This is a genomic window from Nocardiopsis akebiae, from assembly GCF_018316795.1.
Taxonomy (GTDB): Bacteria; Actinomycetota; Actinomycetes; order Streptosporangiales; family Streptosporangiaceae; genus Nocardiopsis; species Nocardiopsis dassonvillei.
This window is the reverse complement of sequence record NZ_CP074132.1, coordinates 3,801,963-3,818,073: the sequence shown is the minus strand read 5'-3', so window position 1 is coordinate 3,818,073 and position 16,111 is coordinate 3,801,963. Positions and strand designations below refer to the sequence as shown.

The window sequence follows — 16,111 nt, the reverse complement described above, 5'->3', positions numbered from 1 at the left end:
ATGCAGCACATCATCCGGCCCGAAGCCATCACCAAGGCCCCGAAGGGCACGCGAGTCCCCCTGGAGCGACTGTGCCGGGAACTCGCCGACCGCGTGGAGGCCCCCGTCGCGAGCGCGACGGGCACCCCTGCCGCCATCGACGAGGACCTGCTGAGCCGCCTTCTGCTCGTCCAACTCGACAGCGCGGGGCTGTTCTCCGGCCCGGCGGCCGGACCGCCCCTCAGCGGCGGACCACGGCGCTGGTTGGACGAGTCCGTGCGGCAGCTGCGCGAACGCGGCCTCCTGCGGGGTGCTCCCGCGCAGCCGGTCCCGGTCGGCCCCGCGTCCGCTCGCGACGTGTGGGCGGAGTGGCGGGAGCGGGGCAGCGCCTGGCGGCGCGACGCCGGCCTGCGGGCGCAGACCGCGCTGCTCGACGCCACGCTGCGCGCGCTGCCGGACATCCTCCGCGGTGATGTGCTCGCCACCGACGTGATGTTCCCCCGCTCCTCGACGGAGCTGGTGGAGCCCGTCTACCGCGACAACCCCGTCTCCGACTGCTTCAACGCCATCCTGGCGGAGGCCGCGGCCGGCGTGGTGGGGGAGATCGTGTCCGCCGACCCAGCCGCCCGCGTCCGTGTCCTGGAGATCGGAGCGGGCACCGGAGGCGGAAGCGTCAAGGTCTTCGAACGCCTTGAGCCCTTCGCGGCGCACGTCGAGACGTACTCCTACACGGATCTGTCCAAGTCCTTCCTGATGCGCGCCGAGCAGGAGTACGGGCCGCACCACCCGTACCTGGACTACCGGATCTTCGACGTCGAGGAACCGCTGGCGGCCCAGGACGTCGTGCCCGGATCCTACGACCTCGTCCTGGCCACCAACGTGCTGCACGCCACCCGGCGCATCCGCACGACCCTGCGCAACGCCAAGGCCGCGCTCAAGCGGCACGGCGTCCTCATCGCCAACGAGTTGTCCGCCCCCTCGCTCTTCACGCACCTGACCTTCGGCCTCCTCGACGGCTGGTGGCTGTACGAGGACGACGAGCTGCGCATACCGGGCTGTCCAGGCCTGACCCCGGACTCCTGGCGGGAGGCGCTGGACGACGAGGGCTTCGGCTCCGTATCGTTCCCGGCGAGGCGGCTGCACGACCTGGGCCACCAGGTCATCGTCGCCGAAAGCGATGGCGTCGTCCGTCAGGAGACCGCGGCACCCGCCCCCGTCGACCGCCCGGAGCGCCGTCCGACCCGGTCCCCGAAGGCCGCGCCCTCCGCTCCGGACCAGGCGCTGGAACAGCACGTCAGGGGCGCGATCTTCGAGCAGCTGCAGTCGTCGTTGAAGGTCGACCGAACGCAGATCGCCGCGGACGACGCGTTCATGGACTACGGAATCGATTCGATCATCGGCGTTCAGCTGATCCAGGAGATCAACCGTGAGATCGGCACGGACCTCACCACGACCGACCTGTTCGATCACGGATCCGTCAGCCGACTGACCCGACACATCATGGACGCCTACCGGGACCGGATCGCGGAAGCACTGCCGCAGGCGCAGCGGGTCGCGCCGGAGGAACCCGCGCCGCCGTCGACCGCGTCCCGCCCGGCCGCCCCGCAGGGCCGCGGAAACGCGCCCGGCAGGGCTCGTACCCCGGCGGACACCCGGAGCAGGGAGCCCATCGCCGTTATCGGCATGAGCGGCAGGTTCGCCGGATCGGACGACGTCGAGCAGCTGTGGGAACACCTGGTGCGCGGCCACGACCTCGTCGAGCCGGTCTCACGCTGGGACCTGACGCGGTACCGCCGGGAGGGGGCGGGGCACTGCGAGCACGGGAGCTTCATCGAGGGCATCGACCGGTTCGACCCGACGTTCTTCAACATCTCCGGTGTCGAGGCGACCTACATGGACCCGCAGCAGCGGCTCTTCCTGGAGGAGTCGTGGAAGGCGCTCGAGGACGCCGGATACGCGGGATCCGGCACCCAGGGCCGCCGCGTCGGAGTGTACGTCGGCTGCCAGGAGAGCGGTTACGCGCAGCTGTTCCGGGAAGAGGCTCCCCCGCAGGCCATGTGGGGCAACGCGCTGTCGGCGATGCCGGCACGCATCTCCTACCACCTCGACCTCCAGGGCCCGGCGATCGCCGTCGACACCGCTTGCTCCAGCTCACTCGTCGTCATCCACCTCGCCTGCCAGGGGCTGTGGAACGGCGAGACCGAGATGGCTCTGGCCGGCGGCGTCTCCGTGCAGTGCACGCCGCAGTTCTACGTGATGGCCGGGCAGGCCGGTATGCTCTCCGCCGCGGGCCGCTGCCACGCCTTTGACGACCGGGCCGACGGATTCGTCCCCGGCGAGGGGGTGGGGGTCGTCGCCCTCAAGCGGCTCAGCGACGCCCTCGCCGACGGCGATCACATCCACGGCGTCATCAGCGGATCCGGGATCAACCAGGACGGCGCGTCCAACGGGATCACCGCCCCGAGCGCCGCCTCCCAGGAGCGGCTGGAGACCTCCGTCTACGACACCTTCGGGATCAATCCCGAGCACGTCCAGATGATGGAGGCCCACGGCACGGGTACCAAGCTCGGCGACCCGATCGAGTACCACGCCCTGAAGCGGTCCTTCCGCCGCTACACCCGGCGCCGGGACTACTGCGCCCTGGGCTCGGTCAAGTCCAACCTCGGCCACACGATCACCGCCGCCGGAGTCGCCGGCGTCATCAAGGTCCTGCTCTCCCTGCGGCACAGGCGTATCCCGCCCTCGATCAACTTCGAGAAGGCGAACGCGCACATCGACACGGCCGACAGCCCCTTCTACGTCAACACGGCCGACCGCCCCTGGGAGGCGGGCGAGGACGGCGCGCGGCGCGGCGCCGTCAGCTCCTTCGGCGTCAGCGGGACCAACGCCCACGTCGTGATCGAGGAGGCGCCGCGCCCGGCCCCACGCGCCGACGCGCGCTCCGCGTACCTCCTGACCCTGTCCGCGGGCACCGCCGAGCAGCTCGGTGAACAGGTCGAGCGGCTCTTGAGGCACTGCGAGCGGCGGCCCGAACTCGACCCCGGCGACATCGCCCTCACCCTGCTCCTCGGCCGGAAGCACCTCGCACACCGACTGGCCTGTGTCGTGCACGACCACGCGGAAACGGTGCGGACGCTGCGGGCTTGGCTCGACCTGGGCGAGAGTTCGCGCGTGAGCGTGGGCGAGGTCCCGGCGCAGGGGCTCGACGAGCGGGCCGCGCTGCGCGACCTCGGCAACGACCGCATCCGAAGGGCCGCCGCGACCACCGATCCGGTCTCCCGTGCCGAGCTGTTGGCCACTGTGGCCGACCTCTACGTCCAAGGCTACGGTCTGGACTACGCCGCCCTCTTCGCCGACGACAACCGCACCAGGGTGCCCCTGCCGACCTACCCGTTCGCCCGAGACCGGTACTGGGTGCCCGAGTCGCAGCAGCCGGCACCGGCCCGCCCGGGCGCGGACGAGGGGCACCCGCTGCTCCACGGCGAGGCCTCGGACTTCTCCGTCCGGCGCTACCGCACGCGGTTCACCGGCGACGAGCCCCTCCTCACGGACCACGTAGTGAAGGGCAAGAAGGTGCTGCCCGGCGTCGCCTGCCTGGAGATGGCGCGGGCCGCGGCCGCCCTGACCCTCGGGAAGGACGACACCGGCGACCCCGGGATCACCCTGCGAAACGTCGTGTGGGCGCGCCCCGTGACCGCCGGCGACGAGCCCGTCGACCTCGTCACGTCCCTCAGGCCCATGGGCCGATCGGAGGCCGATTTCGAGATCACCGGCGCGGGGGACGACGCTCGCGGAGCCGCCCCGGCGGTGCACAGCCAGGGGCGGGTCGTGCGGCGGACGGCGACCCCGGCCCAGCTCAGCCTGCCCGAGCTCCAGGCCGGATGCGAACGCGCCGTGCTGACCGCGGACCAGCTGTACCCGGCGTACGCGTCCCTCGGTTTCCGCTACGGACCCTCGCACCGCGGCCTCGAACGGATACACATCGGACGCGACCAGATCCTGGCACGCCTGGTCCTCCCCGACGCGGTGCGCTCCACCCGGGACGCGTTCGTACTGCACCCGAGCCTGCTCGACGCCACCCTCCAGGCCTCGCTCGGCATGGGGGCCGCGGCAGGTACGGCAAAGGACCTCGACGTCACGGGCATGAGGCCCTCGCTGCCGTTCGCCATGGACGAGCTGGAGGCGCTGGGCCCCTGCGCGGAGTCGATGTGGGCCTGGATCCGCTACAGCCCCGGCTCCCCGGCGGACGGCTCGGTCTTCAAGCTCGACATCGACCTCTGCGACGACCGAGGACAGGTGCGCGTGCGGATCCGCGGCATGTCCTACCGCGTCCTGGAGGCAGAGGTCGCCCAGGAGACCCCGATCGCGGTGTCCGCCGTCAGCTTCCTACCGGTGTGGCGTGAGACGGAGCCAGGCGACGCAGAACCCGAACCGCGCAAGCGCGTCGTACTCCTGCCCGACATGCCGGCCCTCGGCGAGGCGCTGGTACGGCGGGACCCGGCCTCGCCGCCCCTGCACCTGCACTGCACCGCACCCGGGATCGCAGAGCGGTTCGCGGCGTACACCGCGCAGGCGCTCGCTCACGTTCAGGGCCTGCTGGCCGACGGCGCACGGGAACAGGTGCTGGTGCAGCTCGTCGTTCCCGACGAAGCCGGACCCGCCTTGACCCAGGGGGTGCTCGGCCTGTTGAGGTCGGCGCAGGCGGAGGAACCCCGGCTGCTGGCCCAGGCCGTCCTCGTCGACCCGCACCAGGGCGTCGAGCGCTCGGCGGACCAGCTCGGCGAAGCACGCCGGTACCCCGGCACGACCTTCCTGCGTTTCCGGCGCGACCGCGTCGAAGCCCTGGCCTGGCGGGAGAACACCGCACAGCCTGAAACCCGGGTGCCTTGGCGCAACGGCGGGGTGTACCTCCTCACGGGCGGGCTCGGCGGGCTCGGCACGCTCGTCGCGCGGGACATGGCGGCCAAGGCGGACGGTGTCACACTCGTCCTCGCGGGCCGCTCGCCGCTCAGCGCCGAGCAGGAGGACGTCCTCGACGCGTTGCGCGCCCAGGGCGCCGAGGCGCGCTACGAGCGGGTGGACGTCGCAGACGGGCCCGCTGTGCGCTCCCTGGTCGAGGGCATCCTCCGTGAGGAGGGCGCTCTGCACGGCATCGTCCACGCGGCCGGAATCCTCAGGGACGGCCTCGTCCGGAACAAGACCGAGCAGCAGTGCCACGAGGTCCTCGCCCCGAAGGTGGCGGGCATGGTGAACCTGGACGAAGCCAGCAGGGGCGTGCCGTTGGACTTCCTGGTGGCCTTCTCCGGCGCCGCGGGCGTCTTCGGTAACACCGGCCAGGCCGACTACGCGGCGGCCAACGCCTTCCTGGACGCCTACGCGCACCACCGGCGGCGGCTGGCCGCCGAGGGCGAGCGCTCCGGCGCCACCGTGTCGGTCGACTGGCCGCTGTGGGCCGAAGGCGGAATGCGAGTGGACCCCGGCACCGAGGAGACGATGCGCGAGCGGCTGGGCATGGCCCCCATGCCCACGCCCCTGGGCATCGGAGCGCTGTACGCCGCGCTGGACGCACCCCACACGCAGGCCCTGGTGCTGGCGGGTGACGCCGACCGGATCCGGAGCACCCTGCTCGGCCGTTCCACGGTCCCGGAGCCGTCCCCGACCGCGTCGCGGCCCGACGTCCCCGCCGGTCGCACGGCCGACCCCCGGCCCCGCGACGCGACAGCGGCAGGGGGAGACGCGTTGCGCACCGCGCTCGTCGACCACCTCAGGGACACCCTCGCCGGGGTGATCCAGATACCCGCGCACCGGATCGAACCTGGCGCGCCGTTCGAGCGGTTCGGCATCGACTCGGTGCTGGCGATCACCGTCACCAATCGGTTGGAGGAGGACTTCGGCTCACTGTCGAAGACGCTTCTCTTCGAGCACCAGAGCATCGACCGGCTGAGTGACTACTTCCTGGAGTCCCACCCGGACGCGCTCGAGCGGATTCTCGGAGTCCGCGCCGAGACCGTTCCGCCGGCTCCGGTCCAGGAGCCGCCGCGGGCGTCAGCGGAGACCGTTCCGTCGACGCCGGTCAGCACGCGCACGCCCTCGAAGCCGACGGGGCCCGCCACCGACGACGCGATCGCCGTGGTCGGGCTGTCCGGCCGCTATCCCGGGGCGAAGGACCTGGACGAGTTCTGGGAGAACCTGGTCGTGGGCCGGGACGGCGTGACCGAGGTGCCCCGAGACCGCTGGGACCACGACCTCTACCACGGCAGTGAGAGGAGCGAGCCCGGGAGGACGCCGGCGAGGTGGGGCGGGTTCCTCGACGGGGTGGCCGACTTCGACGCGCTCTTCTTCAACGTCTCGCCGCGCGAGGCCGCCATCATGGACCCGCAGACCCGCCTCTTCCTGGAATGCGTGTGGAACCTGCTGGAGAGTTCCGGGTACACCAGGGACCGGCTGCGCGACGCGCACGGCGGCAGCGTCGGCGTCTACGTCGGTGCGATGTACCAGCACTACCAGCTCCTGGCATCCGACATCGTGCACGAGTCCATCACCTCGGTGACCGGACCCAGCGCCATCGCCAACCGGGTGTCGCACTTCTTCGACCTCCAAGGGCCGAGCCTCGCGGTCGACACCACGTGCTCGTCCTCACTGGTCGCCATCCACATGGCGTGTGAGGAACTCCGTCGTGGCACCAGCGAGATGATGATCGCCGGCGGCGTCAACCTCACTCTCCACCCCAAGAAGTATCTGGGACTGAGCCTGACCGGCCTCGCCGGCAGCGGCCCCGACAGCAGGGCCTTCCTGGACGGCGACGGCTTCATACCCGCTGAGGGCGTCGGCGCCGTCCTGCTCAAACCCCTCTCCAAGGCCGTCCGCGACCGCGACGAGGTCCTCGCCGTCATCAGGTCGAGCGCGACCAACCACAAGGGTCGTACCAACGGCCCCATGGTTCCCAACCTCGACCAGCAGGCCCGACTGATCGAGGAGAACCTGGAACGGGCGGGGGTGCACCCGCGCACGGTCAGCTACGTGGAGGCCTCGGCGAACGGCTCCCAGATCGGCGACGCCCTCGAGTTCGCGGCCCTGCGCAAGACGTTCGGCGAGCGCACACGGGACGAACGGTTCTGCGCCGTCGGAACGGTCAAGTCCACGCTGGGCAACCTCGAGGCGGCCTCGGGCGTAGCCCAGCTCAGCAAGGTCGTCCTGCAGATGGGGAACCGCCGGATCACCCCGTTCACCGGGCGCGGCCGACTCAACCCGGGCGTGGAGTTCGAGGGCACCGCGTTCTACCTTCCGCGGGAGGCGGAGCAGTGGGACCCGCCCGTCGTGAACCTCGACGGCCGGGAGCGGGCCTACCCCCGGCGGGCGACCATCAGCGCCTTCGGGGCGGGCGGCACCAACGCCCACCTGGTCGTGGAGGAGTACGTCTCGGGGGACTCCGTGGAGCCAACGGCCGCGGATCCGGGCCCGCAGGTCGTGCTCCTCTCCGCCCCCACCGAGGAGCGGCTGAGAGCCGTGGCCGACCGGCTGAGGGAGTTCGTCGGCACCCGGGAGGAGCTGTCCCTGGTGGACCTCGCCTACACGCTCCAGCGCGGGCGCGAGGCGATGGACTTCCGCCTGGCCCTCGTGGCGGGAAGCCACCGGGAACTGGTCACGGGCCTCACCCACTACCTCGACGGCTCCGCGACGAGCGCCCCCGTGCCCCTCTTCACCGGCGACGCCAGGCGACAGGACTCGGACCTCGGCACGCTTCTGAGCGGCGGAGTCGGGGAGGCGGTGGTCCGCGAGCTGCTGACCGAGAACCGCCCCGAGAAGCTGGCCCTCCTCTGGGCGCGGGGCGGCAGCGTCCCTTGGGAATCGCTGTCGCGCGGGGGCGTGTCCCCCCGGATGCTCCGGTCGCTGCCCACCTACCCCTTCGACCGGAGACGGTACTGGGTGAGCTCGCCCGCCGGGCGGGGGTCCGTGGACGCGACGCCGCCCGTCACCGGGCCCGAGTCACTGCCGGACGCGGCCCCGCCCACCGTGGCGGCCGACCCGGCCGACGCCACCGAGGGGCGGATCACGGCCCTCGTCGCCGCATCGCTGGGCGTACGAGTGGACGAACTCGATCCCACCGCGCCGCTGGAGGACCTCGGTTTCAGCTCGATCCTCGCGCCGTCGTTGCTCAAGGCGCTGCAGACCGAGATCGATCCGAAGGCCGACCTGGCAGCGCTGGCCGAGTGCCGGTCGACCGAAGACCTGCTACGGCGCTTCGGAACCGGGGACCCCTTCGAAACCGGACGGAGGACCGCCGACCCCGAGTACGTTCCGGAGGCCGTTCGACTCAACGCCGGACGTGAGGGCCGACCGGTCTTCTGGTTCCACGGAGGGCTCGGCGGTGTGGAGGCCTACGCCCCGATCGCCGACAGTGTCGAGCGGCCCTTCTACGGCATCCAGGCGCGCGGCTGGATGACGAACAGCGATCCGCTCCATGGCGTTGCGGCCCTGGCGGAGCACTACACGCGGATCATCCGGCGGGTCCAGCCCGAAGGCCCCTACGACCTCGGCGGTTACTCGTTCGGTGGCCTGCTCGCCTACGAGGTGACACGGCGGCTCCAGGACGAGGGCGCCGTGGTCGAGACGATCGTCATGGTCGACGCCATGTACGGCGACAGCATCAAGAAGATGACCATGTCGCGCACGGACATGGCCCTGCAGCAGGTCAACGCCCTGCTCTCCGCCGCGGTCAAGCCGTCCCCGCGGGAATTCGCCACCGCGTTCGTGACCGCGGGCGAGGTGGACTGGGCCCAGGACGAGGGTGACCTGCTCGATCAGCTCATCGAACTCGCGCGCGCCCGCGGCCTGAGGGGCGAGGCGCGGGCACTGCGTGCCCGCGTTGAGCAGAACCTGCGGGTCCAGGAGGCCTACGGGGTGACCGACTACGAGCTCCGGCCGCTTCCCCGGCCGGCTTCGGTGACCTGCTTCTACTTCCGAAACAGCAGCGGCCTCTTCTACGGGGAGATGGAGCCCCTGTTCTCGGCCAGGGAGAACGGAGGACTCCTGGACCACGTCGACTACTGGGGCGAGTGGCAGCGGCAGTTGCCGAACTTCCACCGGACCGACGTGGAGGCCGCGAACCATTTCGTGCTCCTCAGCGACCCGGAACCGCTCACGGCCATCCGTTCCTTCTGCGCACTGCTCTACGCAGGTGGCCGAGGTAAGCGGGTCCCGGTGGCGAAGGCCTGGGTGACTCGTCGTCGCACGGCTCGGGGGGAGCAGTGAGCACGGAAGGGCGTGTGGACCGGATGGCCCGCAGCCTCGGCTGCGCGTCCTTCCGCCGGGACCTCGGCGTCGACTACGCCTACCTGTCGGGGTCGATGTACCGGGGCATCGCCTCCAAGGAGCTGGTGGTCGCCATGGGACGGAGCGGCTTCATGGGTTTCCTGGGCGCCGCGGGGCTGAGTCCCGAGCGGGTGAGGAAGGACATCGCTCACATCCGGCGGAACCTGGGACCACACCAGCCGTTCGGCGTCAACCTGCTGTGCCACCTCCAGGAGCCGGCGCGGGAGACCGCCAACGTCGAACTGCTGCTCGCGGAGGGGGTACGTGTGATCGAGGCGTCGGCCTTCGTCAAGGTCACACCGGCGCTGGTCCTGTTCCACCTGAGCGGACTGCGACCGCGGCCGGAGGGCGGGGTCGCACGCGACACCCGGATCCTGGCCAAGGTCTCCAGGCCCGAGGTGGCCCGCGAGTTCATGCGGCCCGCGCCGCCGGAGATCGTCGCACGGCTGGTGGCGGAGGGGCGTGCCACCCCCGAACAGGCCGACCTGGCCCGGGGGGTCCCGGTGGCGCAGGACGTCATCGTGGAGGCGGATTCCGGCGGCCACACCGACCGGGGCGTGGCCACCGCGCTTCTGCCGTCGATACAGAGCCTGAGGTCGCGTGTTGCGCGGGAGTTCGGCTATGAGGAGCCGATCCGAGTGGGGCTGGCCGGGGGGATCGGCACGCCGCAGGCGGTCGCCGGAGCCTTCGCCATGGACGCGGACTTCGTGGTCACGGGCTCCATCAACCAGTGCACGGTCGAGGCCGGGATCAGTGACGCGGTGAAGGACCGCCTGCAGAGCATCGACGTCCAGGACACCGACTACTGTCCGGCGGGTGACATGTTCGAGATCGGAGCGCTGGTCCAGGTACTGAAGAAGGGCGTTCTCTTCCCCGGCCGGGCGAACCGGCTGGCGGCTCTCTACAGGACTCACGACTCCTGGGAGGAGATCCCGGAGGGCGTTCGAAGGCAGATCCAGGAGACGTATTTCAAGAAGAGCGTCGACGAGGTCTGGAGGGAAACCCTCGAATACCTGGAGAAGACCGGACGGCAGGCGGAAATACGGCGCGCGGAGCACAGCCCGAAGCGTCGGATGGCGCTCATCTTCCGCTGGTACTACGGCTACAGCAGCCGCCTGTCCTTCACAGATCCCGAGCGCGACCCGGTGAACACGCAGGTCCACACAGGACCGGCCCTGGGAGCCTTCAACCAGTGGGCACGGGGAACACCCCTGGAGGACTGGAAGAACCGGCACCCCGACCGGATCGCCGGGGAACTCATGCGCGAGGCGTCCTCGATCCTCCTGGAACGTCTGCGTGCGCTGGCATGAGAACGCCGCGAGGACACCCTGAGGGGACGGGCGGAACATCCCCTCGCGAACAGAGAAGAAACAACCAGAGAGGGCTCTCCATGCGGGCATACGTCTTTCCCGGTCAAGGGTCGCAGATGAAGGGGATGGGATCGTCGCTCTTCGACGAGTTCGAAGACCTCACGCGCGCGGCCGACGCGATCCTCGGATACTCCGTCAGGACCCTCTGCGTGGAGGACCCGGACGGGCTGCTCGACCAGACGCAGTACACGCAGCCGGCGCTGTATGTCGTCAACGCCCTCTCCTACTACAGGAAAGTCCGTGAGACCGGGCTGGTTCCGGACTTCACCGCCGGTCACAGCCTGGGCGAGTTCAACGCGTTGCTGGCGGCCGAGGCCTTCGACTTCGAGACGGGGCTGCGGCTGGTGCGCAAGCGCGGCGAGCTGATGTCCCGGGTCAGCGGCGGGGGTATGGCGGCCGTCCTGAACGCCTCCGAGGAAGAGATCCGGGCCGTTCTGGAGGAAAACCGGCTGACCTCGATCGATCTGGCGAATTTCAACACCCCGTCCCAGGTCGTGATCTCCGGCCGTGCTGAGGACATCAAGGCGGCACAGCCGTTCTTCCAGACCGGGAACCACCTCTTCGTGCCGCTGCGGACAAGCGGCGCCTTCCACTCCCGTCACATGGAACCCGTGCGCGCGGAGTTCGCCGATTTCCTGGCCGACGTGCCCGTCTCCGGGTTGCGGATCCCGGTCATCTCCAATGTGACCGCGAGGCCCCACGAGAGCGGACTCGTCAAGGAGAACCTGGCGAAGCAGATGGTCAGCCCCGTGCAGTGGTCCAGGAGCGTGGAGTACCTCCTCGGACACGAGGGGATGGAGTTGGAGGAGATCGGCCACGGTGACGTCCTCACCAAACTGGTGAGGAAGATCCGCCGCGAGATCCCGGACGTGAGGACGCGCGCCGATTCCACCCCGAAGAGGCCGAAGGCGAATGCCGATGAAACGGTTCGCCGGTGGAACGAGAAGTATCCGGTCGGTACCCGGGTCCGGTCCACCGGCGGAAACTACGAGAACCTTGTGACCGCCACTGAGGCGACGGTGCTGTTCGGGCACCGTGCGGCCATCTACATGCACGGTTACCAGGGCTATTTCGACATCACCGAGATCGAACCCGTCTCGTAGCGTGCCGAAACGCACCCAGCCGAGCACAAGACTCCAAGAGGAGAACTGATGACCACTGTCGGAATCGAGGCGATGAACGTCTTCGCCGGCACCTGTAGTGTCAACGTGGAGAAGCTGGCGCACCACCGGGGACTCGACACCGCGAGGTTCGAGAACCTCCTCATGCGGGAGAAGACCGTCGCGCTGCCTTACGAGGACCCGGTGACCTTCGGCGTCAACGCCGCCAAACCGCTCCTGGACGCCCTGAGCCCCGAGGAGCGGGACCGCATCGAGATGGTCATCACCGCGACCGAGTCGGCCTTCGACTTCGGAAAGTCCATGAGCACCTACTTCCACGACCTGCTCGGGCTCAACCGGAACTGTCGGCTCTTCGAGATCAAGAACGCCTGCTACTCGGGTGTGGCGGCGCTCCAGACCGCGGCGAACTTCGTCCTCGCCGGGACCTCGCCGGGCGCCAAGGCCCTGGTGATCGCAACCGACCTCACCCGCTTCATGGTGGCCGAGGGCGGGGACGCGCTCTCGGAGGACTGGTCCTTCGCCGAGCCGAGCGGCGGCGCCGGCGCCGTTGCGATGATCATCAGCGACACCCCGCACATCTTCCAGATCGACGTCGGCGCCAGCGGTTACTACGGCCACGAGGTGATGGACACCTGCCGACCGCTGCCCGACAGCGAGGCGGGCAACGCGGAGCTGTCGCTGCTGTCCTACCTCGACTGCTGTGAGAACGCCTTCCGCGAGTACGAGCGCCGCGTCGGCGACGTGGACTTCGTCGGGTCCTTCGGCTATCTGGCCTTCCACACTCCGTTCGGCGGCATGGTCAAGGGTGCTCACCGCAATCTGATGCGCAAGATCGCCAAGGCGGCCCCGGTAGCGATCGAAGAGGACTTCCAGCGCCGGATGGGCCCGGGCCTGGCGTACTGCCAGCGCATCGGCAACATCATGGGCGCGACCACGATGCTCTCGCTCGCCAGCACCATCGACAACGCCGACCTGTCCAGCCCCCACCGCGTCGGTGTCTTCTCCTACGGCTCCGGCTGCTGTTCCGAGTTCTTCAGCGGCGTGACCCGGCAGGAGAGCCAGGACCGCCTGAGAGCCCTCGGACTCGGCAATCGCCTCGACGGACGCTATGAGCTGACCATGCCGGAGTACGACTCGCTCCTGGAGGCCAACCACGCCGTCAAGTTCGGCACCCGCAACACCGTCCTGGACACCGGAATCGTCCCGCAGGCGCGGACCGCGCTCGGCGGGGAGGTCCTGTTCCTGAACCGGATCGACGAGTTCCACCGGGAGTACGAGTGGGTGTCCTGAACACCGCGGGATACGAGACCGTCAGGGTCCGCTTCGAGAACGAGATCTGCTTTCTCCAGATCGACCGGCCCGACGCCGACAACACCATCGACCGCCGCCTGGTCGAGGAGTGCACCGAGGTCGTCCGCCTGTGTGAGGACCGCGCCAAGGTCCTCGTCCTGGAGGGCCTGCCGGAGGTGTTCTGCTGGGGCGCCGACTTCGGGGACATCAGCGCCGGAGCCGGCGGCGGGCACGACCAGTCGCACGCCGAGGCCCTGTACGACCTGTGGCTCTCGCTGGCGCTCGGGCCCTTCGTCTCCGTGGCGCACGTCCGAGGCAAGGTCAACGCCGGGGGACTGGGTTTCGTGGCCGCGTGCGACATCGTGCTCTGCGAGGACAGGTCGGTGTTCAGCCTCTCGGAGCTGCTCTTCGGACTGATGCCGGCCTGCGTCATGCCCTTCCTGGTCAGGAGGGTCGGACCGGCCAGGGCCAACTTCGTCACGCTGACGACCCAGCCGTTCGGCGCCGAGCAGGCCGTGGCATGGGGGCTCGTGGACGCCAGCGCGGAGAACAGCGGCAACCTGCTGCGCCGACACCTCCTGCGCCTGCGCTACCTGCCCAAGACCGGGGTGGCCCGCTACAAGAAGTACCTGCGTGATCTGGACGACGTCCTCCTCCCGTCACGGGACAAGGCCGTCGACGCCAACCGGGAGGTGTTCTCCGACGAGGAGAACCTGCGTAAGATCGCCCGTTACGTCAGCACAGGGCAGTTCCCCTGGGAAGGTGAGTAGGGAATGCGGAGCGCACCCGTGGGATACCGGGAGGTAGGGCCCTCCGTCGTCCAGATCACGATGGAGGACAGGGTCCACAAGAACACCTTCACCGACCAGCTCATCACCGGGTTGAGCGATGCCTTCGCGAGGGTGCGGGCGGACGAGCGGTGCAAGGCGGTCGTCCTCACCGGGTACGGCACCTACTTCGCCAGCGGCGGCACCAAGGAGAGCCTGCTGCAGATCCAGGAGCGGCGGATCAGCTTCACCGACTCCGACATCTACAGCTTGGCGCTGGACTGCCCCGTCCCGGTCATCTCGGCGATGCAGGGACACGGCATCGGCGGCGGGTTCGCGATGGGGTTGTTCTCGGACTTCCTGGTCCTCAGCCAGGAGAGCATCTACACCACGAACTTCATGAAGTACGGCTTCACACCCGGGATGGGAGCGACGCTGATCCTGCCCAAGAAGCTCGGGTTCAGCCTGGCCCAGGAGATGCTGCTCTCGGCGAAGACGTACTACGGCCGTGAGCTCCGGGAACGGGGGGTGCCGTTCCCGGTCCTGCCGCGTGCCGACGTCCTTCCCCACGCCCTTGAGCTGGCCGAGACCCTCGCCGAGAAACCCAGGATCTCCCTGGTCACGCTCAAGGACCACCTCGTGGCCGAGCTGCGCGCGGAACTCCCGCGCTGTATCGAACGCGAGGTGGCCATGCACGAGAAGACCTTCCACCAGCCCGAGGTCCGCGACCTCATCACATCGCACTACACAGGGGGTTGACCAAATGTCCAACCAGGATGTCTTCGATCTGGTCGTGGAGCACACCCGTGAGGTGCTCCCCGAACTCGGGAGCCACGCCTTCACGCCTTCCAGTTCGCTCCGTGAACTGGGGGCCAACTCCATCGACCGCGCCGAGATCATCATGATGACCCTGGAGTCGCTGTCCGCGAGCATTCCGCTCATCGAACTGGCGGACGCGAGGAACATCGGTGAGCTGGCGGAGCGCATCCATGACAAGTCCTCTGTCTGACGTGCGGAACGTCCTCGTCACCGGCCTGGGCGTGACCACCGCGGTAGGCCAGGGCAAGGAGGAGTTCCTCTCCGCGCTCCTCGACGGCCGCCACGCCTTCGGGCACCTGCGGCGTCCGGGCCGACAGGCACCAGTCGGCCCGGACGCGGCGGGCGGTGGCCCGGCGGCCTTCCTGGGCGCCGAGATGGGCGAACCGGCCCTGCCCGAAGACGTCTCCGCACGGGATCTGCGCACGATGTCGCTCTCGTCCAAGGCGGCCCTGGCCACCCTGGACGAGGCCTGGCGCGAGGCCGGACTGGAGAACGCCGACCCGTACCGTATCGGTCTGGTGGTCGGCGGATCCAACGTCCAACAGCGGGAGCTCCTCCTGCTGCGTGAACGCTACGCGGAACGCCCCGAGTTCCTACGCCCCACCTACGGCCTGAGCTTCATGGACACCGACCTGTGCGGGATCTGCACCCAGCAGTTCCCGATCCGGGGCTTCGCCCACACCCTGGGCGGGGCCTCGGCCAGTGGGCTGCTCGCGGTCATCCAGGCCGTGCGGGCGGTGCAGTCGGGCCAGGTCGACGTGTGCGTCGCCCTGGGCGCGCTCATGGACCTGTCGTACTGGGAATGCCTCGCGTTCCGGGCGATGGGCGCCATGGGTTCCCACCGCTGGGCCCATGACCCGGCCCAGGCCTGCCGCCCCTTCGACCGGGGCCACGACGGCTTCGTCTTCGGCGAGGCCTGCGCTGCTGTGGTCGTGGAGCGTGAGGGCGTGCGTCGGCACCCGAAGCCGTACGCACGCTTTCTCGGGTGCGGCACCGCGCTGGACGGGAACCGCAACCCCAACCCCTCCTTGGAAGGGGAGATCGCCGTCGTCGAGGCGGCGTTGCGGGAGGCGGGCCTGCCGCCCTCCGCCATCGACTACGTCAACCCGCACGGAACCGGTTCGCCCACCGGCGACGACACCGAACTGCGGGCGTTGCGGAGCTGCGGTCTCACCCACGCGCGCATCAACGCGACCAAGTCGATCACCGGGCACGGGTTGACGGCGGCCGGCGCGGTGGAGGTCGTCGCCACTCTCCTGCAGATGGGGGAACAGAAGCTCCACCCCACCCGCAACCTGGTCGATCCGCTGGATGAGGAGTTTTGCTGGGTGGGTGAGAAGGCCGAGGAGCAACCGTTCCGGACGGCGGTCAGCCTCAGTATGGGCTTCGGTGGAATCAGTTCGGCTGTCTGCCTGGAGAAGTGCTGATGGCCGATCAGGAAGAGGCCGCTCCC

The 16,111-nt window shown here is 69.6% G+C and carries 8 protein-coding genes; all 8 read left to right on the top strand.

Annotation, left to right across the window (positions count from 1 at the left end):
- From KGD83_RS16525 to KGD83_RS16490, 8 genes are read left to right on the top strand one after another with little or no spacing between them, the layout of a single operon-like run.
- Nucleotides 1–9,231: an SDR family NAD(P)-dependent oxidoreductase gene (locus KGD83_RS16525; RefSeq protein WP_212640054.1), complete on the top strand. Its 9,231-nt coding sequence runs from the start codon at nt 1–3 to the stop codon at nt 9,229–9,231.
- Nucleotides 9,228–10,601 (top strand): PfaD family polyunsaturated fatty acid/polyketide biosynthesis protein, encoded by a 1,374-nt coding sequence (locus KGD83_RS16520; RefSeq protein WP_212640053.1) that lies wholly within the window; start codon nt 9,228–9,230, stop codon nt 10,599–10,601. The genes KGD83_RS16525 and KGD83_RS16520 overlap by 4 nt, the downstream gene beginning before the upstream one ends.
- The gene (fabD, locus tag KGD83_RS16515; RefSeq protein ID WP_338036909.1) at nt 10,598–11,764 is read left to right on the top strand and encodes an ACP S-malonyltransferase; all 1,167 of its coding nucleotides are present in this window, start codon (nt 10,598–10,600) and stop codon (nt 11,762–11,764) included. The genes KGD83_RS16520 and fabD overlap by 4 nt, the downstream gene beginning before the upstream one ends.
- A 48-nt stretch (nt 11,765–11,812) precedes the next feature.
- Nucleotides 11,813–13,072, top strand: coding sequence for a hydroxymethylglutaryl-CoA synthase family protein (locus tag KGD83_RS16510; RefSeq protein ID WP_212640051.1), 1,260 nt, complete (start codon nt 11,813–11,815; stop codon nt 13,070–13,072).
- Nucleotides 13,060–13,842, top strand: coding sequence for an enoyl-CoA hydratase/isomerase (locus tag KGD83_RS16505; RefSeq protein WP_212640050.1), 783 nt, complete (start codon nt 13,060–13,062; stop codon nt 13,840–13,842). The genes KGD83_RS16510 and KGD83_RS16505 overlap by 13 nt, the downstream gene beginning before the upstream one ends.
- 3 nt (nt 13,843–13,845) lie before the next feature.
- On the top strand, nt 13,846–14,598 hold the full coding sequence (locus KGD83_RS16500) for a polyketide synthase (protein WP_212640049.1): 753 nt from the start codon (nt 13,846–13,848) through the stop codon (nt 14,596–14,598).
- Nucleotides 14,599–14,602: 4 nt separating this feature from the next.
- Nucleotides 14,603–14,848 (top strand): acyl carrier protein, encoded by a 246-nt coding sequence (locus KGD83_RS16495; protein ID WP_212640048.1) that lies wholly within the window; start codon nt 14,603–14,605, stop codon nt 14,846–14,848.
- Complete coding sequence (locus KGD83_RS16490) at nt 14,829–16,085, top strand: beta-ketoacyl synthase N-terminal-like domain-containing protein (protein WP_212640047.1); 1,257 nt, start codon at nt 14,829–14,831, stop codon at nt 16,083–16,085. Before KGD83_RS16495 ends, KGD83_RS16490 begins: the two co-directional genes overlap by 20 nt.
- The last annotated feature ends 26 nt before the right edge of the window (nt 16,086–16,111 follow it).